The following is a 24,459-nucleotide window of genomic DNA, read 5'->3' on the forward strand; positions in this document are numbered from 1 at the left end:
CGGTGCGAAGAAGCATTTCTCGTGAAACTTGCTATTAATGCTACTATTTCTCATTCCCGGCACCGTGCTGTTACCAAGCGAACGTTATGAATAACTCTGCCTTTAATTTTGAAACCCTTTCGCCCGATCTGATTATGGATGCGCTCGAAGGGGTTGGCCTGCGCGTTGATTCCGGGCTGACGGCGCTGAACAGCTATGAAAACCGCGTCTACCAGTTTATGGACGAAGACCGTAAACGCTACGTGGTGAAGTTTTATCGCCCCGAACGCTGGAGTGCTGAGCAGATCGGTGAAGAACATCAGTTTGCTTTGGATCTTGCCCAGGCGGAGATCCCGGCGGTAGCGCCGCTGGCGCTGCAGGGCAATACGCTGCATACCTATGGCGGGTTCTTCTTTACCGTCTTCCCCAGCGTAGGTGGGCGGCAGTACGAGATTGATAATCTGGATCAACTGGAATGGGTTGGCCGTTTTCTCGGGCGTATTCATCAGGTAGGAGGCGAAAGGCTGTTTGCCGAGCGCCCGACGATGGGCGTTGAGGAATACCTCACCGCACCGCGCCAGGTATTGGCGAGCTGTGTGTTGCTGCCTAATGCACAGCGCGAGGCTTTCCTGAAGGCGACAGACAGCCTGATCGCGGCGATCAAACAGCATTGGCATCTGGACTGGCAGCCGCGTCGTTTGCATGGCGATTGCCACCCAGGCAATATCCTGTGGCGCGATGGCCCGTTGTTTGTCGATCTTGACGATGCGCGTAATGGGCCGGCGGTGCAGGATTTATGGATGTTGTTGCATGGCGAACGTCGCGATCGGCTGATGCAGCTGGACATCTTGCTCGAAGCTTACGCGGAGTTTGCCGAATTCGATCAGCGCGAACTGGCGTTGATCGAGCCGCTGCGGGCAATGCGCATGGTGTATTACCTGGCCTGGGTTGCCCGCCGCTGGCAGGATCCGGCCTTCCCTAAAAGTTTTCCGTGGATGGCGGAGTCTGATTTTTGGCTATCTCAGACTGCGGCTTTCACTGAACAGGTTAAGCTGTTGCAGGAACCCCCTCTGCAGCTGACGCCAATGTATTGAAGCTTTAACATAATGGAGAGTTTAGTCTTATGAAGAAAATATGGTTGGCGCTCGTTGGCATGGTGATGGCATTCAGCGCTTCGGCTGCGCAGTTTAGCGATGGCACTCAGTACGTAACCCTGGACAAGCCGGTGACCGGCGAGCCGCAGGTGCTGGAGTTCTTCTCCTTCTACTGCCCGCATTGCTATCAGTTCGAGCAGGTTTATCACGTTTCTGAGAACGTGAAAAAGGCGCTGCCTGCCGGCACCAAAATGACCAAATACCACGTTGAGTTCCTGGGCCCATTGGGCAAGCAGCTGACTCAGGCCTGGGCCGTTGCGATGGCGCTGGGTGTGGAAGACAAGGTCAGCCCGCTGATGTTCGAAGCGGTGCAGAAAACCCAAACGGTGCAAACGCCGGATGATATCCGCAACGTATTCGTTAAGGCCGGCGTGAGCGCGGCGGATTACGATGCGGCCTGGAACAGCTTCGTGGTGAAATCTCTGGTGGTTCAGCAGGAGAAAGCCGCGGAAGATCTGCAGCTGCGCGGCGTGCCGGCGGTATTTGTTAACGGCAAATACATGGTTAAAAACGACGGTCTGGACACCAGCTCGATGGATGCTTACGTGAAGCAATTCGCCGACGTGGTGAAATTCCTCAGCCAGCAGAAATAATCGCGATTCAACATGAAAACGCCGGCTTAGCCGGCGTTTTTTTTAACCGTACTGCCGTTTCAATTTATCCAGCAGCCGATCTTTTTCCTGCCACAGCGTGTTAAGCCATAGCTGGAAGCGCCGCTTGAACAGCTTATCGTTAAAGTAATCGCCATGCATGCTCTCGTCGATTGGCAGCATTTCCACTCTTACCACAATGCGCTTTAACCGCCCGCACAGCATATCCATAAAGGGATGTTCATTATTTTCCGGGTAGAGCAGGGTGACGTTCAATACTTTGTCGAACTGGCTGCCTAATGCGCTGAGCGTGAAGGCGATGCCGGCGGCCTTGGGCGCCAGCAAATTGCGGTAGGGCGAATGGGTTTTAATTTTCTTGGCTTCGGTGAAGCGCGATCCTTCGACGAAATTGACGATAGTGGTCGGGCGCTGGCGGAACTTCTCGCAGGAGCGGCGGGTGGTTTCGATATCCTTGCCGCGTTTTTCCGGATGCTTGAGCAAATAGGCGCGCGAATAGCGTTTCATAAACGGCATATCCAATGCCCAGCAGGCCAGGCCGACAAAAGGCACCCAGGCCAGCTGCTGTTTAAGGAAATACTTATTCATGGGAATATGCTTTCTGAACAGCACGCACAGCACGACAATATCCGACCAGCTTTCATGATTGCTGATCAGCAGATACCAGTTTTTACGGCTCAGCCCCTCAAGACCTTCAATATCCCAACGCAACTGCCAGTTAATGCGCAATAACAGCGCCAGCCCCTGGCACCAGCACCACATCATAAAATCGGCAAAGGCGGAGATACGCCGCCAAACGGCCGGGACGGGAACCAAGAGTTTCACGATGCCGGCCAGCGTGATGGGAATTGAGCACAATACCGTCACCAGAATGGCCAGCATGGCAGAAACGACAAAAATAACAGGGGCTAACAATTTTGACATGGTTATGGGCTGACGGTTTAAGGGAACATCGTTACATGACGGTAGGCATGAACAAAAAAATATTTTAACAGAAACCGCCTGAGGAAAGCGCCGCTTAAAGTAACTGTTTTCATCATGAGCGGAATAGTCATTTGCTGGGTTTTCGTGCAACTTGTCCAGCTTGTGCTATGGTAATTGAGGCGCCGAATTTGATTAATGGTGCGATTAAAATCCGGCGCAAGTTATATCCACAAATCGCATAAATGCCGATAATTATCTGCCAGTAAAAGTCTTTCTTTTAACGCAGTGATTTCAATAGGAATTTTATTTCCCATTATAACGATAAACGCATCGTTATAATTTGTTGTCTTTTCTATGCACAAAGTTATCCACAGGAAGGATCTTGCGGATCCCTTCGCACAATCACATCATTTTCATCCGTAATGCACGCTAAGATTCGTCTCCGGCGGCCAGCTATGGCATGCTTACCGTTATGTCCGATCACGATAAAGAAACGCTATGGCCCAGATTGCAGAAAACCCATTAATCCTGGTTGACGGTTCCTCCTACCTCTACCGTGCCTACCACGCTTTCCCTCCGCTGACCAACTCGGCGGGTGAGCCGACCGGAGCGATGTACGGCGTGCTGAATATGCTGCGCAGCTTGCTGTTGCAATACCAGCCCAGCCACGTTGCGGTGGTGTTTGATGCCAAGGGAAAAACCTTCCGCGATGAACTGTTCGCCGAATACAAATCGCATCGCCCGCCGATGCCGGACGATCTGCGCGCGCAAATCGAACCCTTGCACCAAATGGTCAAGGCGATGGGGCTGCCGCTGCTGGTGACGCCGGGCGTAGAGGCCGACGACGTTATCGGCACGCTGGCGCTGGAGGCTGAAAAGGCCGGCCACGCGGTACTGATCAGCACCGGCGACAAAGACATGGCGCAGCTGGTCACGCCGAACGTCACCCTGATCAACACCATGAACAACAGCATTCTCGGCCCGCAGGAAGTGTGCGACAAGTACGGCATTCCGCCAGAACTGATCATCGACTTCCTGGCGCTGATGGGCGACTCTTCGGATAACATCCCGGGTGTGCCTGGCGTGGGCGAGAAAACCGCGCAGGCGCTGTTACAGGGCCTTGGCGGGCTGGATGCGCTGTATGACAATCTGGACAGCATCGCCACGCTCAGCTTCCGCGGCGCCAAAACCATGGCGGCCAAGCTGGAGCAGAACAAAGAGGTGGCGTACCTCTCCTACAAGCTGGCAACGATCAAAACCGACGTCGAGCTGGAGCTCTCCTGCGCCGATCTCGACGTGTCCGCGCCGGACGTCGACGTGCTGCAGCAGCTGTTCAAACGGTATGAGTTCAAACGCTGGCTGGCGGATGTAGAAGCCGGCGTCTGGCTGGAAAACAAAAAAGGGCCGGGGGTGAAAGCCGCCGGCGCGGCGAAGCAGGCAAGCGCAACGGCGGAGGCGCCGAGGGCTGCGGCGGAAGTCACGCTGTCTCAGGACGGTTATGTCACCATTCTGGACGAAGCAACCTTCGCCGACTGGCTGCAGCGGCTGAAAAAGGCCGAGGTATTCGCCTTTGACACCGAAACCGACGGTCTGGATACCCTGAGCGCCAACCTGATAGGCCTGTCGTTCGCCGTGGCGCCGGGCGAAGCCGCCTATCTGCCGGTGGCGCATGATTATCTGGACGCGCCGCCGCAGTTGGATCGCGACTACGTGTTGGCAACGCTCAAACCGCTGCTGGAAGATGAAAAAGCGCTGAAGGTCGGGCAAAACCTGAAGTTCGACATGGGGCTGCTGGCGCGCTATGGCATTAGCATGCGCGGCATCGCTTACGACACCATGCTGGAGTCCTATGTGCTGGACAGCGTCGGCGGCCGTCACGACATGGACAGCCTGGCCGATCGCTACCTGGGCCATAAGACCATCACCTTCGAAGAAATCGCCGGCAAAGGCAAAAACCAGCTGACGTTCAACCAGATCGCTCTGGAGCAGGCGGCGCCTTATGCGGCGGAAGACGCCGACGTCACGCTGCAGCTGCATCTGGCGATGTGGCCTCAACTGCAGCAAAGCGCCGAGCTGCTGACGGTGTTCAACGAAATTGAAATGCCGCTGGTGCCGGTGTTGTCGCATATCGAACGCACCGGGGTGTTGATCGATCCGGCTATCCTGTCCGCCCACTCTCAGGAGCTGGCCAAGCGCCTCGGCGAGCTGGAAATTCAGGCGCACGAGCTGGCGGAAGAGCCGTTTAACCTGGCGTCGACCAAGCAGCTGCAGGCTATCCTGTACGAAAAGCAAAAGCTGCCGGTGCTGAAGAAAACGCCGGGCGGCGCGCCGTCAACCAACGAAGAAGTGCTGGCCGAGCTGGCGCTGGATTACCCGTTGCCGAAGGTGATCCTGGAGTACCGCGGCCTGGCGAAGCTGAAAACCACCTACACCGACAAACTGCCGCTGATGATCAATCCGGCCAGCGGCCGGGTGCATACCTCTTACCATCAGGCGGTAACCGCCACCGGGCGCCTGTCGTCCAGCGATCCGAACCTGCAGAACATTCCGGTGCGCAATGACGAAGGCCGTCGCATTCGCCAGGCGTTTATCGCCCCTGAGGGCTACCGCATCGTCGCGGCGGACTACTCGCAAATCGAACTGCGCATCATGGCTCACCTGTCGCAGGATGAAGGGTTGCTGAAGGCCTTTGCCGAGGGTAAAGACATCCACCGCGCCACGGCAGCCGAAGTGTTTGGCGTGCCGTTGGACAAGGTGACCGGCGAACAGCGCCGCAGCGCCAAAGCGATCAACTTTGGCCTGATTTACGGCATGAGCGCTTTTGGCCTGGCGCGCCAGCTGGGGATCCCGCGCGGCGAAGCGCAGCGCTATATGGACCTCTACTTCGAGCGTTACCCCGGGGTGCTGGATTACATGGAGCGCACCCGTCAGCAAGCCGCCGATCAGGGCTACGTCAGCACGCTCGATGGCCGCCGGCTCTATCTGCCGGACGTGCGCTCCAGCAATGGCATGCGCCGCAAGGCCGCCGAACGTGCGGCGATCAACGCCCCAATGCAGGGCACTGCGGCGGACATCATCAAACGCGCGATGATCGAGGTCGACGCCTGGCTGCAGGGGCAAGCGCAGCCGCAGGTGCGCATGATCATGCAGGTACACGATGAATTGGTGTTTGAAGTGCATGAATCGGTGATTGAGGCGTCCAGCCAGCGTATTCGTGAGCTGATGGAAGGCAGCATGGCGCTGGCGGTGCCGCTGAGGGTCGACGTGGGCGTGGGCATCAACTGGGATGAAGCTCACTGACGGCCCGGTTACCGCCTGGTGAGGTAACTGGCGATAATCTAAGCATTTTTTGTAATTAAGCTACAAGATACGGCGATTGTTTCCCCAACTTCGCCGTTCTTAAGCCTCATGCTGTGTAAGTAAACTACAAAAAATTCTTTTGCACTGCGAAAAAATGAGGTAGAGTTACAGGCGTAGGGTACAGAGGTAAGATGTTCTATCTTTCAGACCTTTTACTTCACGTAATCGGATTTGGCTGAATATTTAGCCGCCCCAGTCAGTATTGACTGGGGCGTTTTTTATTGTAAAAACAAAGCCAAGCCATAAGTTTTCCCTATCTCCCCGGCGTCTTTTTCTTTCGGCAAACGGCCCTGCCGGCGCCGATATTCGGCATATCGGCGCAAAATCAGCGATAAGCATTTATGATGGTTTTTGGTCAGAAATGTAATTAGATAACAAAATCAGCCGGCCGCGACAGAATGGCGGGCATAAAAAAACCGATGCGGCGCCGCATCGGTTTTATCGCATAACCCCTGCCGTGGCTTATTCGCCGTCGGCGTCTTCTTCCGGCAGCACTTCCGGCGGGATCTCATTGAACCAGGTGTTCAGCTTTTGGCTCAGCTTGTCGACGCCGATTTTTTTCGGTGAAGAGAAGGCTTCGACCTGAATATCGCCCATAAACGGCAGCACCGCTTCACGCACCATATTGAGCTGGGCTTTGCGCGCGCCTGAGGCCAGCTTGTCGGCCTTGGTCAGCAGCACCAATACCGGCGTGCCTACGTCGACCGCCCATTGGATCATTTGCTGGTCGAGATCTTTCAACGGGTGGCGGATGTCCATCAACACCACCAGGCCTTTCAGGCAGTTGCGCATCTGCAGGTATTCCCCCAGCGCGCGCTGCCATTTGCGTTTCATTTCTTCCGGTACTTCGGCGTAACCATAACCCGGCAGGTCGACCAGGCGGATGCCTTCTTCAACTTCGAACAGGTTAATCAGCTGGGTGCGGCCCGGCGTTTTACTGGTGCGCGCCAGGCTTTTTTGGTTGGTCAGCGTGTTTAACGCGCTGGATTTACCGGCGTTGGAGCGGCCGGCAAACGCGACCTCAATACCTTCATCCCCCGGCAGATGGCGAATATCGGGCGCACTGGTGACGAAATGGGTCACATGATAATTGTAATTCTTGCTGTTCAAAATTTTTCGTCTCCGCGAGGATGGCTAACTGGTTGGCGATTATAACTGCATCAGCGGTAAAAATGGTGTGTTTCTCTGTTTTTCGGCCACGGGCCAGCAGAGAGCGGCAGTTATGCCGTGCGGCTCTTGTGAGACATTGACCATTCGAATCGAGGGTAATGTCGCTTTATTCGAAAGTGGTTTTTATTATTTTCCATTTAAAACAAAACGTTAATTTTTCGTTGCGTATGGAGAGGGGCAACTTCAGCCGTAAGTACCTTGAGCCGGCGTAACAATTACGTAAAGTAGAGCCTATCGCAGGGTTGCGCTGGATTAAGGAACATCCGGGAAGGATGAAAAATCTCAGGGAACGCACCGGACGTGCAATGAGTGCCAGGATGAGCACAGAAGGAATTGGCCTCTTTCGCACCTGAATGCGCGAAAGAGACAGGGATGGTGAAGTGATTGCAGTCAGGACGCACGCAGGAAGCGCGCTCAGGGGGAGCGGATGCGAACGGATTGCGGCACGGATGGATTTCCTTTCAGGATGAAGGGCGTAGTGGCAGGGAATGCGGTTATAGCAGAAGGAAAAACCGGGATGTTGCATGTGCGCACGGAGCGCGTAGCAGGAATATCCTTCGCAAGAAGGTGCGAAATAGGCGGCGGGTTTAACCTGCCGCCTTTTTTCTTTGTCCGCTTTCTGCTAGATTCCGCCGCAATTCTATACTGAATCTACATACCTGAGAGCATACGCCATGAACCAGCCATCAAAAGCACCTCGCGCCCCTCGCAGCAGCGCGGCGAAGCCAAAAACGAAGAAGAAAAGCCGTGTGGAGCTTGATCAGGAAGCCCGCGAGCGCAAGCGTCTGAAAAAACGCCGTGGCCATGCTTCCGGCTCCCGCACCCAGGTTGAGTCCGACGGCCAGAAAAACAAATCAGCCGCCCAGGCCAAAGATCCGCGCATCGGCAGCAAGGTGCCGGTCGCGCTGGTGGTGGATGCGGCGAAAGCCAAAGCCAAGCCGCAGCCGAAACCCAAGGCCGCAGCCAAACCGCGCCTGTCGCCGGAAGAAGAGCTGGCGAAGCTGGAAAACGACGAGCGTCTGGATGCGTTGCTGGATCGCATTGACGATGGCGAAACGCTGAACGCGGAAGAACAGGCCTACGTTGACCAAACGCTGGATCGCATCGACGTGTTGATGGATCAGTTGGGCATCGAGCTGGGTGAAGACGACGAAGAAGAAGAGAAGCAGGAAGACATCCTGAAGTTGCTGAAAGGCGGCAATCCGAAAGACGCTTTTTAACGCGCCATGTGGCCGATCTCGGTAATAGCCTTACTCTTGATGTGTTATCTGCTGTGGTTATTCGGTAAACTATGGCGGCTGTCTAAGCGCAAAGCGCGTTTTCGCAGCGCTTCCGCGGCCAGACAGCCTAGACCACTGCCCATTTCCCGGCCCGGTAGAAAAAAACGTCGGAAGGAGTGAGCTGCATGTCAGAGCAGGCAATCGTCTGGGATTTGGCCCTGATCCAAAAATATAACTATTCGGGGCCGCGTTACACCTCATACCCCACGGCGCTGGAGTTTAACCAGAGCTACGACGAAGCGGCGTTTCAACGCGCCGCGGTTCGTTATCCCGATCGTCCGCTGTCGCTGTACGTGCATATCCCGTTTTGCCATAAGCTGTGTTATTTCTGCGGCTGCAATAAGCTGGTGACGCGCCAGACGCATAAGGCCGAGGAATATCTGCAGATGCTGGCGAAAGAAATCGCCCAGCGCGCGCCGCTGTTTGCCGGCCGCCAGGTAGGGCAGATGCACTGGGGCGGCGGCACGCCGACCTATCTGTCCAGGGCGCAAATCAGCCGGCTGGTGGCGCTGTTGCGCCAACACTTTGATTTTCTGCCTGATGCCGAAATGTCGATCGAGGTCGACCCGCGCGAGATTGAGCTGGACGTGATCGATCATTTACGCAGCGAAGGCTTCAACCGCCTGAGCATGGGCGTGCAGGATTTCAACAAGCAGGTGCAGCAGTTGGTGAACCGCGAGCAGGATGAAGAGGTTATCTTCGCCCTGATCGCCCGTGCCAAGGCGCTTGGCTTCCACTCTACCAATATCGATCTGATCTACGGCCTGCCGAAGCAAACGCCGGAAAGCTTCGCTTTTACCCTGCAACGGGTGGTGGAGCTGAACCCGGATCGCCTCAGCGTGTTCAACTATGCGCATCTGCCCAGCCTGTTCGCCGCTCAGCGCAAGATCAAAGACGCCGATTTGCCCAGCGCGCAGCAAAAGCTGGACATCCTGCAGCAGAGCATCGCGACGCTGAGCAAGGCGGGCTATCAGTTTATCGGCATGGACCACTTTGCACGGCCGGACGATGAGCTGGCAATCGCCCAGCGGGAAGGCAAGCTGCACCGCAACTTCCAGGGCTACACCACCCAGGGCGACAGCGATCTGCTGGGGCTGGGCGTGTCCGCTATCAGCATGCTCGGCGACAGCTATGCGCAGAACCAGAAGGAGCTGAAGAGCTACTACGGTAGCGTTGAAGCGCAGGGCCGGGCACTGTGGCGCGGGTTGGCGATGACGCAGGACGACTGCCTGCGGCGCGACGTGATCAAAACGCTGATCTGCAACTTCCAGCTGGAGTACCAACCGATCGAATGGCGGCACGGCATCGATTTTGCCGCGTATTTCGCCGAAGACCTGCAGCTGTTGGCGCCGTTTGAGCGCGATGGGCTGGTGGAGCGCGACAGGCTGGGTATCCGCGTCACGCCGCGCGGCCGGCTGCTGATCCGCAATATCTGCATGTGCTTTGATATTTATCTGCGTCAGCAGGTGCGCAATCAGCAATTTTCCCGGGTGATCTGAAGCATGAAAAAACAGCCGCCGATGCGGCTGTTTTTTTAACTGAAGAAGTTAATCAGCGCTGCGCACAGCACCGCGGCCACCGCCGCCTGCGGGGTGTGGCCGGCGGCAGAGCCAAGCTCCGCGCCTTGAGAAATGAATACGATGAATGAGTCCAGCATTCTCAGCCTCCAGAGTGTGCGAGACGATCATACTGCGCATGCACCGGCTGTAAAGCCTCAAGACGCTGGTTTTTTGTGCGCTGGATTGCGTTTTTACCCTCAACGCCGCCCGTTATTCCATTCCCAGCTCTTTTAGCTTGCGGGTCAGGGTATTTCGCCCCCAGCCCAACAGGCGTGCGGCTTCCTGCTTGTGTCCCTGAGTGTGGCGCAGGGCGGTGGTGAGCAGGGTGCGCTCCATTTCCGGCTGCGCTTCCGACAACAGGTTTTGATGACCGGAACGCAACGCGCGATCGGCCCACTGCGCCAGCAGCGTGGCCCAGCTGTCCGGCAGGCTGTGCCCGGTGCTTTCCGGCGCGGCGGTTTCAAACAGTTCTCCCGGCAGATCCTGGATCAGCACTTCCTGGCCGGCGGCCATCACGGTCAACCAGCGGCAGGTGTTCTCCAGCTGGCGCACGTTGCCCGGCCAGGGCAGGCGGGTCAGCGCGGTTTCGGTTTCCGGATGCAGATTCTTCGCCTCTACCCCCAGCTCCTTGGCGGCAACCTGCAGGAAGTAGCGCGCCAGCCGCGGAATATCCTCGCGGCGCTCGCGCAGCGGCGGCAAATGCACGCGGATCACGTTCAGGCGGTGGAACAGATCCTCACGGAATTTCCCCTCCTGCACCCGCAGCTCCAGATTCTGGTGGGTGGCGGCGATGATGCGCACGTCGACCTTGACCGGGGCATAGCCGCCGACCCGGTAAAACTGGCCGTCCGCCAACACGCGCAGCAAACGCGTTTGCACGTCCAGCGGCATGTCGCCGATCTCGTCGAGGAACAGCGTGCCGCCGTCGGCCTGTTCAAAACGCCCCTGCCGAATCTGGTTGGCGCCGGTGAACGCGCCTTTCTCATGGCCGAACAGTTCGGACTCAATCAGATCTTTGGGTATGGCGGCCATATTCAGGGCGATAAACGGCGATTTGGCGCGCGGGCTGTGGCGGTGCAGCGCATGAGCCACCAGCTCTTTGCCGGTGCCGGATTCGCCGTTGATCAGCACGCTGATCGACGAACGCGACAGGCGGCCGATGATGCGGAACACGTCCTGCATCGCCGGCGCTTCGCCGATGATATCGGCCGCCGGATCGCTGGCCGGCTGGCTGCGCGCCGGCTGCTGCTGTTCCTGATAATGGCTGATGGCGCGTTCCACCAGCGCCACCGCTTCGTCGATATCGAAGGGTTTGGGCAGGTAATCGAAGGCCCCTTGCTGATAAGCGCTGACGGCGGCATCCAGATCCGAATGCGCGGTCATTATGATGACCGGAAGCATCGGGTGGCGTTGTTTTATTTGTTTGAGCAGCGCCAAACCGTCCATACCCGGCATACGGATATCGGACAGCAGCACGTCAGGAGTTTGCGTGGCCAGGGCTTCCAGCACGTCATTGCCGCTGTCGAAGGTGGCGCAGCTCACTCCGGCTCCGGTGAGCGCACGTTCAAGCACCCAGCGGATGGAGCTATCGTCATCGACGATCCAGACTATCCCTCGTTGCATAGCAAACCTCACTGGCGAATGGGCAGGTAGACCGAGAATTCGGTATGGCCTGGCCAACTGTTAAATTCAATTTTTCCGCAATGCTGATCGATAAGATTGCGGGCGATGGATAATCCCAGGCCGGTACCGCCTTCACGGCCGCTGACCATCGGGTAAAACAGGGTGTCCTGCAGCTGCGCCGGCACGCCGGGGCCGTCATCTTCAATGTCGATGAGCGCCGCCAGCCGGTAACGGGTGCCGTGTAGGGTTATCTGAAACGCGGTGCGGGTGCGCAGCGTGATGGTGCCGCCGGTTTCCCCCAGCGCCTGCAACGCATTGCGGGTGATGTTCAGCAGCACCTGTTCGATCTGATCCGGGTCGTGGGCCATTTCCGGCAGGCTCGGATCGTAGTCGCGCACCAGGGTGACGTTATCCGGCTTCTCCAGCGACACCAGCTGGCAAACGCGTTCCGCCACCTGGTGAATGCTTTGGGTGATGTGCTGGCCCGGCCGCTGAGGCCCCAGCAGACGGTCAACCAGGTTGCGCAGGCGATCGGCCTGTTCGATGATCACTTTGGTGTATTCGGTCAGCGCCGGATCGGGCAGTGCCTTGGCCAGCAGCTGCGCCGCACCGCGCAGCCCGCCCAGCGGGTTTTTGATCTCATGAGCCAGCCCGCGCACCAGATCGCGCGCGGCTACCTGTTGGGCATGTTGCAGCTGTTCCTGGCTCAGGCGGCGTTGGTTGTCCATCGGTGCCAGCTCGACCAGGATATAGCCCTCAGGCAGCGCCTGAGCGGTCAGAGAGAGGATATGCGCGCGCCCGTCGACCACCAGGGTCACTTCGTTGTCGGTGAAGCCCTGACCGGCGTGGAGGCTCTCACGCATCAGATCGACGTTCAGCGAAAAATAGCCGAGCAAATCGGGCAGTGGCGTACCGAAAAGTTTACGAGAACTTTGTGCCAGCAGTTGTTGTGCCGCCGGGTTGGCGTAATGAACCGCCAGCCGAGCATCCAACAGCAGAATGCTGTTGATGAGAGAATTGAGGATCTGCCCTGCGTCGGGCAGCTTGCCAGTTGCCATATATGCCCTTCATCTTTCAAGACGCAGCGTTGTTGGCTGCCTTTACTCACACCAGTCACTTGGCAGACCAAGCTCCTGTCGGTTCGCTCGGTTGCCGCCTAGCTGCACCTTGAAATCTATGGGGCATAGCAGACGACTGCACCTTTTTAGTGCATCTATCCTACTCCAACCGCAATTGTCGCGGTACGGAATAGTTTTGCAGAAAATACGGTGGAGAAAAAAACCCATCCGAAGATGGGCTGAAAGTTTCCACGGCAACAAAAAAACGACAACTAAAATTTGGGCGCCGCCCGCAGATGCAGACGGCGCGGTCTGGCTTAAACGCTGTAGTACAGTTCGAACTCAACCGGGTGTGGCGTCATGCGCACGCGGTCCATCTCTTCTTTACGCAGTTCGATGTAAGCGTCGATCGCATCGTCGGTGAACACGCCGCCGCGGGTCAGGAACTCGCGGTCTTCGTTCAGTGCGGCCATGGCTTCATCCAGCGAGCCCGCCACTTTTGGGATCTCGGCTTCTTCTTCCGGCGGCAGGTCATACAGGTTTTTATCCATCGCATCGCCAGGGTGGATCTTGTTGATGATGCCGTCCAGGCCGGCCATCAGCAGTGCGGCGAAGCACAGGTATGGGTTGGCCGCCGGATCCGGGAAGCGCGCTTCGATACGGCGCGCTTTCGGGCTGGCAACCACCGGGATACGGATGGAAGCGGAGCGGTTACGCGCGGAGTAAGCCAGCATGACCGGTGCTTCGTAGCCTGGGACCAGACGCTTGTAAGAGTTGGTGGTCGGGTTGGCCAGGGCGTTGATCGCTTTGGCGTGCTTGATGATGCCGCCGATGTAGAACAGGGCGGTTTCAGACAGGCCGCCGTATTTGTCGCCGGCGAACAGGTTGGTGCCGTTCTTGGACAGCGACATGTGGCAGTGCATGCCGGAACCGTTGTCACCGAACATTGGCTTCGGCATGAAGGTCGCGGTTTTGCCGAAGGCGTGCGCCACGTTGTGCACCACGTATTTGTAGATCTGAATTTCGTCGGCTTTCTTGGTCATGGTGTTGAAGCGGGTTGCCACTTCGTTCTGACCGGCGGTGGCCACTTCGTGGTGGTGCGCTTCAACCACCAGACCCATTTCTTCCATGGTCAGACACATGGTGGAACGGATGTCCTGTGAAGAGTCGACCGGTGGAACCGGGAAGTAACCGCCTTTCACCGCCGGACGGTGGCCTTTGTTGCCGCCGTCGTAGGTGGTGCCGGAGTTCCATGCGCCTTCGATGTCGTCGATGGCCACGTGGGAACCGCGGATGCTGCTGCCGAAACGGATGTCATCGAACAGGAAGAACTCAGGCTCTGGCCCGAACAGCACGGTGTCCGCGATGCCGGAAGAGCGCAGGAAGTCTTCCGCACGTTTGGAGATGGAGCGCGGGTCGCGATCGTAGCCTTGCATGGTGCCCGGCTCGAGAATGTCGCAGCGGATGATCAGGGTGGATTCTTCGAAGAACGGATCCAGTACCGCCGTGCTGGCGTCCGGCATCAGCACCATGTCAGATTCGTTGATGCCCTTCCAACCGCCGATTGAGGAGCCGTCAAACATTTTGCCTTCTTCGAAGAAGTCGGCATTCACCTGATGAGCAGGGATGGTAACGTGTTGTTCCTTACCCTTGGTGTCAGTGAAACGCAGGTCTACGAATTTCACTTCGTGCTCATTCAGCATCGTCAATACGTGTTCAGCGGACATACTTAACTCTCCCGGATTTATCATTGTCGTCGTGGAACGAATCTGTGGAACTGGCTTTTTTTCGTCTTGAAAAGACTAAAGCGAAAACTGTGCCAACTTTTCGAAGAGGCCTTTATCGCCTTTCTGTGCGGGTTTTACGCAACGCCAGTATGCACCATCAGCGATGCATTGCACTAACATGGTGCAAAATGAGTAAGTAAGGGCACCGAAATGGTGCAAAAGTGCACCGTTGGTGGCTTTTTGCACCGTGAAAGGGATCACAAACTGACCGGTACGCAGTTGTTTATAAGAGATGGTTGTGATCTTGTTTAGTACCTCGCTTAATACGTGTACAATAGCGCGCTATTTCTAATGCCTGAGGCAAAGCTGTGATCGAAAATTTGCGTAACATCGCCATTATTGCCCACGTTGACCATGGTAAAACCACCCTGGTTGACAAGCTGCTGCAACAATCCGGTACCTTCGGAGAGCGTGTAGAAGCCACCGAGCGCGTAATGGACTCCAACGATTTGGAGAAAGAGCGTGGGATTACCATCCTCGCAAAAAACACCGCCATTAATTGGAAAGACTACCGCATCAACATCGTGGATACCCCAGGACACGCCGACTTCGGCGGTGAGGTAGAGCGCGTGATGTCAATGGTCGACTCGGTGCTGCTGGTTGTGGATGCAATGGATGGCCCTATGCCGCAAACCCGCTTCGTGACCAAGAAGGCCTTCGCCAACGGTCTGAAGCCGATCGTGGTAATCAACAAGGTTGACCGTCCTGGCGCGCGTCCGGACTGGGTTGTCGATCAGGTGTTCGACCTGTTCGTTAACCTCGACGCGACCGACGAGCAGCTCGATTTCCCAATCATCTATGCATCCGCACTGATGGGCATCGCCGGCAACGACCACAACGACATGGCGGAAGACATGACCCCGCTGTATCAGGCGATCGTCGACCACGTGTCTGCGCCGCAGGTTGAGCTGGAAGCGCCATTCCAGATGCAGATCTCGCAGCTGGACTACAACAACTACCTGGGCGTGATCGGCATCGGCCGCATCAAGCGCGGCAAAGTGAAGCCAAACCAGCAGGTCACCATCATCGACAGCGAAGGTAAAACTCGCAACGGTAAAGTGGGCAAAGTGCTGGGTCACATGGGTCTGGAGCGTATCGAGTCCTCTCTGGCCGAGGCTGGCGACATCATCGCCATCACCGGTCTGGGCGAGCTGAACATCTCCGACACCATCTGCGACACCAACGCCGTTGAAGCGCTGCCGGCGCTGTCCGTTGATGAACCTACCGTCAGCATGTTCTTCAACGTCAACACCTCGCCATTCTGCGGTAAAGAAGGCAAGTTCGTGACTTCTCGCCAAATCCTTGAGCGTCTGAACAAGGAGCTGGTGCACAACGTGGCGCTGCGCGTTGAAGAAACCGAAGATGCCGACGCGTTCCGCGTATCGGGCCGTGGCGAGCTGCACCTGTCCGTTCTGATCGAAAACATGCGTCGCGAAGGCTTCGAGCTGGCGGTATCCCGTCCGAAAGTTATCTTCCGCGAAATCGACGGCCGCAAACAAGAGCCGTTCGAAAACGTGACGCTGGACATCGAAGAGCAGCATCAGGGCTCCGTGATGCAGGCGATGGGTGAGCGTAAAGCCGACCTGAAAAACATGGATCCGGATGGCAAAGGCCGCGTGCGTCTCGACTACGTGATCCCAAGCCGTGGTCTGATCGGCTTCCGTAACGAGTTCATGACCATGACTTCCGGTACCGGTCTGCTGTACTCCACCTTCAGCCACTACGACGACGTGCGTCCGGGCGATGTGGGCCAGCGCCAGAACGGCGTGCTGATCTCCAACGGTCAGGGTAAAGCGGTAGCGTTCGCCCTGTACGGCCTGCAAGATCGCGGTAAGCTGTTCCTGGGCCACGGCGCGGAAGTGTATGAAGGCCAGATCATCGGTATTCACTCACGCTCCAACGACCTGACCGTGAACTGCCTGACCGGTAAGAAGCTGACCAACATGCGTGCTTCCGGTACCGACGAAGCGACTACCCTGGTTCCGGCCATCAAAATGACCCTGGAGCAAGCTCTGGAGTTTATCGATGACGACGAACTGGTGGAAGTGACGCCAACCTCGATCCGTATCCGCAAGCGTCACCTGACGGAAAACGATCGTAAGCGCGCCAGCCGCGGTCCTAAAGACGCGTAATCGCTGATTGAGTTACGATGCTTAGGGCGCGGTTCTGCGCCCTGAGTTTTTTCCTCTGTAATTCCCCGTTTGTACGGCGCGCTATGCGCTTTTCTCCCCGCTCCCTGTTCAGCCTTCTCTTTTCCCGCTACAGTGAAATCTCACCGGCCCATCAGGAGAGGACTATGCTGTATATCTTTGATTTAGGTAATGTGATTGTCGATATCGATTTCAAACGTGTACTGGGTGTATGGAGCAATTTAAGCGGCACGCCGCTGGCGGTGTTGTCCGATCGTTTTGCCATGGGCGAGGTATTCCAGCAGCACGAACGCGGTGAAATCAGCGACGAAGATTTTGCCGGCAAGCTGTGCGAAGAGATGGGCATCGCGCTCAGTTTTGAACAGTTCGCCACCGGCTGGCAGGCGGTTTTCGTCGCCCTGCGCCCGGAAGTGATCGATATCATGCAGCGCCTGCGCAACGAGGGCCACCGGGTGGTGGTGCTGTCGAATACCAATCGCCTGCATTGCAACTACTGGCCGCAGCACTATCCGGAAGTGGCCACCGCGGCGGACCATCTGTATCTGTCGCAGGATCTCGGCATGCGTAAGCCGGACGCCAATATCTATCTGCACGTGCTGAACGCGGAAAACGCCGCGGCGCAAGACGCGGTGTTCTTCGACGATGTGCCGGCGAACGTCGCCGCTGCGCAGGCGCTGGGGATCAAAGCGGTGCTGGTGAGCGATCGCGACGTGGTGCCCGCGTATTTTGCCCAATGAACGGGGCGCGTTAAGCTTAAGGCGTCCCTACCCGCCGTTTTTCAAGCTGCAGCGTGAAATCCATAGGGTGAAACTGACATCAAGGAGTGTCCATGTCGTTTTTCCGCCGCAAAAAGCTGCCCTCTTCGATTAAGCCCGGCGTCACCTTCGGCCGGCTGCTGTACCAGCGCATCGACAGCGACGGCCTGACCATGCTGGCGGGCCACCTGGCTTATGTCTCGCTGCTGTCGCTGGTGCCGCTGGTGACGGTGGTGTTTGCGCTGTTCGCCGCTTTCCCGATGTTTTCCGACATCAGCGCGCAGCTGAAGAGCTTTATTTTTTCCAATTTCATGCCGGCGGCCGGCAACGTGATCCAGCGCTATCTGGAACAGTTTGTCGCCAACTCCAACAAGATGACCGCCGTCGGCACCTGCGGGCTGATCGTCACCGCGCTGCTGCTGATCTCCTCGGTGGACAGCGTGCTGAACACCATCTGGCGCAGCAAGAACAAGCGGCCAATCGTCTTTTCTTTCGCGGTGTACTGGATGGTGCTGACCCTGGGGCCGCTGCTGGTGGGCGCCAGCATGGCCATCAGTTCTTATTTGCTGTCGCTCAACTGGCTGGCGCAAACCGGCGTCAACAGCTTGGTAGATCAGGTGCTGCGCATTTTCCCGCTGATCCTGTCGTGGATCTCGTTCTGGCTGTTGTATTGCATCGTGCCGACGGTGCGGGTGCCGCCGAAAGATGCGCTGATCGGCGCACTGGTGGCGGGGCTGCTGTTCGAGCTGGGCAAGAAAGGCTTTGCGCTGTACGTCACCATGTTCCCGTCCTACCAGTTGATTTACGGCGTGCTGGCGGTGATCCCGATTTTATTCCTGTGGGTCTATTGGAGCTGGTGTATCGTGTTGCTCGGTGCGGAAATCACCGTCACGATTGGCGAATACCGTGACTACCGCCGGCAGAAGGCGGCACAACAGGAACAGCAACAAGAAGGGCAGGATGTATGATTGCGTTAATTCAACGGGTGCTAAACGCCAGCGTAACGGTTGAGGGAGAGACGGTAGGCAAGATTGGCCCCGGTTTGTTAGTGTTGTTGGGCGTGGAGCAGGGCGATAACGAACAGAAAGCCGTGCGCCTGTGTGAGCGCGTGCTGGGGTATCGCATTTTTGGCGACGAGAACGACAAGATGAATCTGAATGTCCAGCAGGCGGGAGGCAGCCTGCTGGTGGTGTCGCAGTTCACTCTGGCGGCGGATACCCAGAAGGGCATGAGGCCCAGCTTCTCGCGCGGCGCCGCGCCGCAGGAGGCCGATCGGTTGTACCAATATTTTGTTGGCCAGTGCCGCGAACGCGGCGTAGAAACCCAGACCGGCGAGTTCGCCGCCGACATGCAGGTGGCGTTGGTGAACGATGGGCCGGTGACATTCTGGCTGCAGGTCTAAGCATTCTGAGAGAGAAGGCGTCTATGTATCACCTACGAGTACCCGTAACAGAGCAAGAACTGAAGGATTATTACCAGTTTCGCTGGGAAATGCTGCGCAAGCCGCTGCACCAGCCGGTGGGTTCGGAAAAGGATGCCTATGACGCCATGGCGCACCACCAAATGGTGGTGGACGAGGTCGGAAAAATTGTCGCTATTGGGCGGCTGTATATCAATGCCGACAACGAGGCGGCTATCCGCTTCCTGGCGGTCGACCCTACGGTGCAGGACAAAGGGCTGGGGACGCTGGTGGCGATGACCCTGGAGTCGGTGGCGCGCCAGGAAGGCGTTAAACGCGTGGTGTGTAGCGCCCGCGAGGATGCGGTGGATTTCTTCGCCAAGCTGGGCTTCGTCAATCAGGGTGAGATCACGGCGCCGCAGACCACCCCTATCCGCCACTTTCTGATGATCAAGCCGGTCGCGACGCTGGACGATATCCTGCATCGCCCCGACTGGTGCGGGCAGCTGCAGCAGGCCTGGTATGAGCATATTCCGCTGAGCGAGAAAATGGGCGTGCGCATAAGCCAATACACCGGCCAGCGTTTTGTCACCACCATGCCGGAGATCGGCAACCAGAACCCACACCATACGCTGTTCGCCGGCAGCCTGTTCTCGTTGGCGACCCTGACCGCCTGGGGGCTGATCTGGCTGCTGCTGCGCGAGCGTCATCTGGGCGGCACCATCATTCTGGCGGATGCGCATATCCGCTACAGCAAACCGATTACCGGCCGGCCGCGGGCGGTAGCGGATCTCGGCTCGTTGAGCGGCGATCTGGCGCGTCTGGCGCGCGGCCGCCGCGCGCGCGTGCAGGCCGAAGTACACCTGTTCGGTGACGACGACAAAGGCGCGGTATTTGAAGGCACTTACATGGTGCTGCCTGCCGCGCCGGAAGGTCCCCTGGATCAGGGCGGTTGCGAGGTGGCAGAAGGCTGAGATCGCGGCCCTTCCAGCGTGGAGGGCCGCGTGCGCATTACGGCAGCTGCTGGTTGACCGTCTGGCCGTCGGCGGTGGCCTGCAGCGCGCCTTTCAGCGAAGCCTTGAACGGCCCGTCGCTGTTCAACAGCCCTTTCAACTGCAGCTGCAGGTTGCCGTCACCCGTTAGCGGCACCGGCTGCCATCCCCACTGCTGCAACGTATTCACCGGCACCGAGCGGCCATTCAGCGACAGCTGGAAAGGTTTGCCCGGCAGCTGATCGACCCTGACTTTAGCCTCCAGCAAGCCCTGCGGCATAAAGGCGCTGAGCTCGGTGACATCAATCTGCCCGGCGTCGGCGGTCAGCGCCAGGGAAGGGCGGCGCACGTCGATCTTGTTGAAGGTGGCTTCGCTGCCGTTCAGGTTCAACGCGCCGGACCAGATGCCCCATTGATGTTCGCGCGCCAGCAGCAGATTGCTGCCGTAGCCGTCCAGCGCGGTGATCTGGAACGGGAAGTCCGGATTGATATCGATGATCAGATTGCGGTTGGTGGTCAGCTTGTTGACGTAAACCTCCGCCAGCCACGACGGCAAGGGCTTCAGCCACAGTTCGCGCCAGTTGATCGGCAGGGTGTACTCCAGCGCCGCCATGGCCACTTCGTCCAGCTGCAGACGTTTGGTCGCGCGCAGCCAGTTGCCGGAGGTGCGCAGCAGGCCGCCTTCCCAGCGGGTGGTGAACTGCTGAATCGCGATGCCGGCGGGCGACAGCCGCATGTTCATGATCGGATCGATCAGATGGAAACCGCCGTTGATCATATCGCTGGCGTTGAAGTTCAGCGAACCGTCCTGGCTGCTCCAGTCGCCCTGTTTGAAGCCGACGTTTTGCAGCGACAGGTCGAGATCGTTGAACGCCCATTCCTTGCCTTCCAGCCGCGCGTCGATCAGGTCAAAGCGTTTGAGGGTGATCGGTGGCAGCTGGGTGAAGCGCTGCATGAACTGTTCCAGCGTCAATGGCGTTTGCATACGCACGCCGCTCAGCCGCAGGCGTTCCACCTGCCAGCTGCCGTCGGCGGCGCGGCTGGCGACCCCGGTCAGATCGCCCTGCGCCAGATCGGCGCCGAAGTTGCTCAGCAACAGTTGATTCTGCTTCAGCTCACCCTGCACCAACACCTGCGAGGCCGGGATGCCGTTCAGCGTCATCGAGCCGGCGCTGAACTGGAACTGGTTGTTTTCCCCCAGCACATGGCCGGCCTTGGGTTGCCATGGCGTGATGCCGGCATTCACCTTTTGCGCGTTGATCTGCCAGCTTTCATCGCTGGATTGCAGCGCCATGTTGCTCAGCTGCAGCACCTCGGCCTGCAGCGGCAGCGCCACCGCTTGCTGCTGGATGTTCAGGGTGCCGTCGCGCAGCGTGACGCTGTGGAAATAGCGCGGTTCGGTGATCTGGCGCAGGCTGAGGCCCAGATCGACCGTTTTGGCCGCCAGCGCCGGCGGCTGATTGTTTCTCGCCAGCTGGACGTCCTCCAGGCTGATTTGGCCCGGTTGGCGCCACGAGTGCGTGATTTTCCCTACCGACAGGCGGTATTGGCCGTTGTCGCTGACCCAATCGCTCAGCTGGCCGGCCGCCCAGCGGGTTTGCCCCACCACGTACAGCAGCACGACGATCAAAAGCAACGTCAGCAACAGTTTTCCGATAAATTTCATCGTCTACATCCGCATCGGTCAAAAAAGATACCCTGTTTATGCCGCAATTGGCCGGGCATCTCAAGGGCAATGGTCTGATAGACAATAAAAAACGGCCGCAGGCGGCCGTTTGGTGGGAAAGGGGAAATTATTTCTGTTCGTGTTCGTGCGGGAACACCAGGTTCAGCACGATGGCGGTAATGCCGCCGGCGGCGATGCCGGAAGAGAGCAGGGTTTTCAGCCAGTCCGGCGCGAACTGCAGGATCAGCGGCTGTTGGGACACGCCCATGCCGACGGCCAGCGACAGCGCCATGATCATGATGGCGCGGCGGTTCAGGCGTTCGCGCGACACGATGCGCACCCCGGAGGCGGCGATGGTGCCGAACATCACGATGGTGGCGCCGCCGAGCACCGGCTCGGGGATGTGTTGCACGAAGCCGGCCACCGCCGGGAACAACCCCAATGCGATCAGCATCAGCGCCACCACAAAGCCGACGTAGCGGCTGGCGACGCCGGTCAGCTGGATCACGCCGTTATTCTGGCCGAAACAGGAGTTGGGGAAGGTGTTGAACACCGCGGACAGCATCGAGTTCAGGCCGTTGGCCAGCACGCCGCCTTTCAGGCGCTTCATGTACAGCGGGCCGCTGACCGGCTGCTCGGAGACGTCGGACGTGGCGGTGATGTCGCCGATGGTTTCCAGCGAAGTGACCATAAAGATCAGCATCAGCGGCAGCAGCAGGTTCCAGTCAAAGCCCAGGCCGTAGTACAGCGGCGTTGGGAGGGTGATCGCCGCCGTTTGCGGCGCCGGTTGGCCCGCAGGCAGCATGTCCATCGCCCAGGCCAGCAGGTAGCCGACCGCCATGGCGATCACCAGCGAGGCAACGCGCAGGTAAGGGTTGCGCTGGCGGTTCAGCAGGATAATCACCACCAGTACCGCGCCGGCCAGCAGCAGGTTTTTCGGTGAGCCGAAGCTGCCCCCGTTCATCGCGGCATAGCCGCCGCCGATCGACGTCAGCCCGACCTGAATCAGCGACAGCCCGATAATCATCACCACGATGCCGGAGACCAGCGGGGTGATGACGCGGCGCGCCAGGTGCAGCACCCGCGACAGCAGGATCTCGGTGCAGGAGGCGACCATCAGCGTGCCGAACAGCGCGGCCATCATGGTCGGCACGTCGGCGCCGCCGTTTTTCAGCGCCAAACCGCCCATGATCAACGGCGATACGAAGTTGAAGCTGGTACCCTGAATCGACAGCAGCCCGGAGCCGACCGGCCCCCAGGTTTTGATTTGCAGAATGGAAGCCAGACCGGAAGCGAACAACGACATGCTGATGATGTGCTGGGTATCCTGCGCCGGCAGGCCCAGGGCCTGGCAGATCAACAGGGCCGGGGTGATCACCGCCACGAACATCGCCAGCAGATGCTGACCGGCGGCAAACAGCGTTTGCGGCAGCGGCGGGCGATCTTCCAGGCGATAAATCAGTTCACTGGCGCGGGGCGTGGCGGCGGCTTTTTGCACGGCATCAAGCTCAGAGGATGACAGGGTCATGGTGTGGCGTTTCCAGAAACGGCAAAGAGGGCATTTTAATGATCCGCCCCGCAAAAGCAAACGGTTGCGCCCAAATATTCTGTTAGGTTCTTTCGCATTTATGTCGCATTTTTATTCATTTTTTCTTGTCTTCGCAGCGTTTTTTCCTTCTAATCCCGCATTCATCAAGTTTAAAAACTAAGTGGTTTTCTATAACTTATTATTTTCTATTGGATATTTATCCTCACAGGGAGTACCTGGATGTTTCATCTTGATACTTATGGCACGTTAGTCGCGGCAACGCTGGTTCTGCTCCTTGGGGGCAAGTGCGTCAAAAGCATCCCGTTGCTGAGAAAATACACCATTCCCGCACCGGTCGCCGGTGGTCTGCTGGTGGCCCTCCTGCTGTTAGCCATGAAAAAGTTCGCCAACTGGGAAATCAGCTTCGATATGTCGCTGAAGGATCCGTTGATGCTGGCCTTCTTCGCCACAATCGGTCTGAACGCCAACCTGGCGCGTTTGCGCGCCGGCGGCAAGGCGCTGATGGTGTTCCTGTTTGTGGTGCTGGGGTTGCTGCTGGTGCAGAACGCCATCGGCATTGGCATGGCGAAAATGCTGGGCCTGGACCCGTTGATGGGCCTGATCGCCGGTTCTATCACCCTCTCCGGCGGCCATGGCACCGGCGCGGCCTGGAGCAAGCTGTTCATTGAGCGCTACGGCTTTGAAAACGCAACGGAAGTCGCCATGGCCTGCGCCACCTTCGGCCTGGTGCTGGGCGGCCTGATCGGCGGGCCGGTGGCGCGTTATCTGGTTAAGCACTCCTCCACGCCGGAAGGTACGCCGGAGGACAGCGTGCAGCCGAGCGGCTTTGAAAAACCGGAAAGCGGCCGCCTGATCACCTCGCTGGTGATGATTGAAACCATCGCCATGATCGCCATCTGCCTGAGTCTGGGGCAGCTGATCTCCGGCCTGCTGAACGGCACGGTGTTTGAGCTGCCCAATTTCGTCTGCGTGCTGTTCGTCGGGGTGATCCTCAGCAACACGCTGGCCTTCACCGGCTTCTACACCGTGTTTGAGCGGGCGGTATCGGTATTGGGCAACGTCAGTCTGTCGCTGTTCCTGGCGATGGCGCTGATGAGCCTGCGCCTGTGGGAGCTGGCCTCGCTGGCGCTGCCGATGCTGGCTATCCTGGCGGTGCAGACGCTGGCGATGGCGCTGTATGCGATTTTTGTCACCTACCGGGTGATGGGCAAGAACTACGATGCGGCGGTATTGGCCGCCGGCCACTGCGGCTTCGGTATGGGCGCCACTCCGACGGCGATCGCCAACATGCAGGCGATCACCGATCGTTTCGGGCCGTCGCACCTGGCGTTCCTGGTGGTGCCGATGGTCGGGGCGTTCTTTATCGATATCGCCAATGCCATCGTCATCAAGCTGTATCTGCTGCTGCCGGTATTCCCGGCGGTGGGATGATGCTCGGGAAGGGGT

The 24,459-nt window shown here is 58.1% G+C and carries 20 protein-coding genes; 12 read left to right on the forward strand and 8 right to left on the reverse strand.

Features of this window, described 5'->3' with window-relative positions:
* The first annotated feature begins 86 nt into the window (after nucleotides 1-86).
* Together KHA73_RS23310 and dsbA are read left to right on the forward strand one after the other, a co-directional pair.
* Entirely contained in the window at nucleotides 87-1,073 is a 987-nt protein-coding gene (locus tag KHA73_RS23310; protein WP_234587086.1) for a serine/threonine protein kinase, read from the forward strand.
* Between the two features lie 29 nt (nucleotides 1,074-1,102).
* Nucleotides 1,103-1,726 carry a thiol:disulfide interchange protein DsbA gene (gene dsbA, locus KHA73_RS23315; protein ID WP_234587088.1) on the forward strand — a complete coding sequence of 208 codons (624 nt, stop codon included), beginning with the start codon at nucleotides 1,103-1,105 and terminating at the stop codon, nucleotides 1,724-1,726.
* Nucleotides 1,727-1,768: 42 nt separating this feature from the next.
* Here dsbA and KHA73_RS23320 read toward each other — a convergent pair whose 3' ends face one another.
* Nucleotides 1,769-2,665 carry an acyltransferase gene (locus tag KHA73_RS23320; RefSeq protein ID WP_234591380.1) on the reverse strand — a complete coding sequence of 299 codons (897 nt, stop codon included), beginning with the start codon at nucleotides 2,663-2,665 and terminating at the stop codon, nucleotides 1,769-1,771.
* Between the two features lie 498 nt (nucleotides 2,666-3,163).
* On the opposite strand from KHA73_RS23320, the gene polA reads away from it, so the two are divergent.
* Together polA and KHA73_RS24725 are read left to right on the forward strand one after the other, a co-directional pair.
* The gene (gene polA / locus KHA73_RS23325; protein ID WP_234587090.1) at nucleotides 3,164-5,965 is read left to right on the forward strand and encodes a DNA polymerase I; all 2,802 of its coding nucleotides are present in this window, start codon (nucleotides 3,164-3,166) and stop codon (nucleotides 5,963-5,965) included.
* Nucleotides 5,966-6,156: 191 nt separating this feature from the next.
* Nucleotides 6,157-6,204 carry a spot 42 RNA, inhibition of DNA synthesis gene (locus tag KHA73_RS24725; RefSeq protein WP_071892919.1) on the forward strand — a complete coding sequence of 16 codons (48 nt, stop codon included), beginning with the start codon at nucleotides 6,157-6,159 and terminating at the stop codon, nucleotides 6,202-6,204.
* Nucleotides 6,205-6,487: 283 nt separating this feature from the next.
* Here the strand turns inward: KHA73_RS24725 and yihA are convergent, their stop codons facing one another.
* Nucleotides 6,488-7,135: a ribosome biogenesis GTP-binding protein YihA/YsxC gene (yihA, locus tag KHA73_RS23330; RefSeq protein WP_234587092.1), complete on the reverse strand. Its 648-nt coding sequence runs from the start codon at nucleotides 7,133-7,135 to the stop codon at nucleotides 6,488-6,490.
* A gap of 734 nt (nucleotides 7,136-7,869) precedes the next feature.
* On the opposite strand from yihA, the gene yihI reads away from it, so the two are divergent.
* Complete coding sequence (gene yihI / locus KHA73_RS23335) at nucleotides 7,870-8,415, forward strand: Der GTPase-activating protein YihI (protein WP_234587094.1); 546 nt, start codon at nucleotides 7,870-7,872, stop codon at nucleotides 8,413-8,415.
* A gap of 185 nt (nucleotides 8,416-8,600) precedes the next feature.
* Nucleotides 8,601-9,974: an oxygen-independent coproporphyrinogen III oxidase gene (gene hemN, locus KHA73_RS23340; RefSeq protein ID WP_234587096.1), complete on the forward strand. Its 1,374-nt coding sequence runs from the start codon at nucleotides 8,601-8,603 to the stop codon at nucleotides 9,972-9,974.
* Between the two features lie 35 nt (nucleotides 9,975-10,009).
* Here the strand turns inward: hemN and KHA73_RS23345 are convergent, their stop codons facing one another.
* The 4 genes from KHA73_RS23345 to glnA form a co-directional block, all read right to left on the reverse strand.
* Nucleotides 10,010-10,132, reverse strand: a complete 123-nt coding sequence (locus KHA73_RS23345) for a YshB family small membrane protein (protein ID WP_139285505.1) — start codon at nucleotides 10,130-10,132, stop codon at nucleotides 10,010-10,012.
* A 112-nt stretch (nucleotides 10,133-10,244) separates the two neighbouring features.
* Nucleotides 10,245-11,657, reverse strand: a complete 1,413-nt coding sequence (glnG, locus tag KHA73_RS23350) for a nitrogen regulation protein NR(I) (RefSeq protein WP_234587098.1) — start codon at nucleotides 11,655-11,657, stop codon at nucleotides 10,245-10,247.
* A gap of 8 nt (nucleotides 11,658-11,665) precedes the next feature.
* The gene (glnL, locus tag KHA73_RS23355; RefSeq protein ID WP_234587099.1) at nucleotides 11,666-12,715 is read right to left on the reverse strand and encodes a nitrogen regulation protein NR(II); all 1,050 of its coding nucleotides are present in this window, start codon (nucleotides 12,713-12,715) and stop codon (nucleotides 11,666-11,668) included.
* Nucleotides 12,716-13,032: 317 nt separating this feature from the next.
* Nucleotides 13,033-14,442 carry a glutamate--ammonia ligase gene (glnA, locus tag KHA73_RS23360; RefSeq protein WP_234587101.1) on the reverse strand — a complete coding sequence of 470 codons (1,410 nt, stop codon included), beginning with the start codon at nucleotides 14,440-14,442 and terminating at the stop codon, nucleotides 13,033-13,035.
* Nucleotides 14,443-14,810: 368 nt separating this feature from the next.
* On the opposite strand from glnA, the gene typA reads away from it, so the two are divergent.
* From typA to fabY, 5 genes are all read left to right on the forward strand, one after another.
* Nucleotides 14,811-16,634: a ribosome-dependent GTPase TypA gene (typA, locus tag KHA73_RS23365; RefSeq protein WP_234587103.1), complete on the forward strand. Its 1,824-nt coding sequence runs from the start codon at nucleotides 14,811-14,813 to the stop codon at nucleotides 16,632-16,634.
* A 164-nt stretch (nucleotides 16,635-16,798) separates the two neighbouring features.
* Nucleotides 16,799-17,389 carry a glucose-1-phosphatase gene (yihX, locus tag KHA73_RS23370; RefSeq protein WP_234587104.1) on the forward strand — a complete coding sequence of 197 codons (591 nt, stop codon included), beginning with the start codon at nucleotides 16,799-16,801 and terminating at the stop codon, nucleotides 17,387-17,389.
* A 92-nt stretch (nucleotides 17,390-17,481) separates the two neighbouring features.
* Nucleotides 17,482-18,375 carry a virulence factor BrkB family protein gene (locus KHA73_RS23375; protein WP_234587106.1) on the forward strand — a complete coding sequence of 298 codons (894 nt, stop codon included), beginning with the start codon at nucleotides 17,482-17,484 and terminating at the stop codon, nucleotides 18,373-18,375.
* Nucleotides 18,372-18,809, forward strand: a complete 438-nt coding sequence (gene dtd, locus KHA73_RS23380) for a D-aminoacyl-tRNA deacylase (RefSeq protein WP_234587108.1) — start codon at nucleotides 18,372-18,374, stop codon at nucleotides 18,807-18,809. The genes KHA73_RS23375 and dtd overlap by 4 nt, the downstream gene beginning before the upstream one ends.
* Nucleotides 18,810-18,832: 23 nt before the next feature.
* Nucleotides 18,833-19,780 carry a fatty acid biosynthesis protein FabY gene (gene fabY, locus KHA73_RS23385; protein ID WP_234587109.1) on the forward strand — a complete coding sequence of 316 codons (948 nt, stop codon included), beginning with the start codon at nucleotides 18,833-18,835 and terminating at the stop codon, nucleotides 19,778-19,780.
* 37 nt (nucleotides 19,781-19,817) lie between these two features.
* Here the strand turns inward: fabY and KHA73_RS23390 are convergent, their stop codons facing one another.
* Complete coding sequence (locus tag KHA73_RS23390; protein WP_234587111.1) at nucleotides 19,818-21,464, reverse strand: AsmA family protein; 1,647 nt, start codon at nucleotides 21,462-21,464, stop codon at nucleotides 19,818-19,820.
* Nucleotides 21,465-21,591: 127 nt separating this feature from the next.
* Entirely contained in the window at nucleotides 21,592-22,992 is a 1,401-nt protein-coding gene (locus KHA73_RS23395) for a nucleobase:cation symporter-2 family protein (RefSeq protein WP_234587113.1), read from the reverse strand.
* Between the two features lie 240 nt (nucleotides 22,993-23,232).
* Between KHA73_RS23395 and gltS the strand changes: the two genes are divergently transcribed.
* The gene (gltS, locus tag KHA73_RS23400) at nucleotides 23,233-24,444 is read left to right on the forward strand and encodes a sodium/glutamate symporter (RefSeq protein ID WP_234587115.1); all 1,212 of its coding nucleotides are present in this window, start codon (nucleotides 23,233-23,235) and stop codon (nucleotides 24,442-24,444) included.
* Nucleotides 24,445-24,459 lie beyond the last annotated feature (15 nt).

The organism is Serratia entomophila, from assembly GCF_021462285.1.
In the GTDB taxonomy this organism is placed as follows: Bacteria; Pseudomonadota; Gammaproteobacteria; order Enterobacterales; family Enterobacteriaceae; genus Serratia; species Serratia entomophila.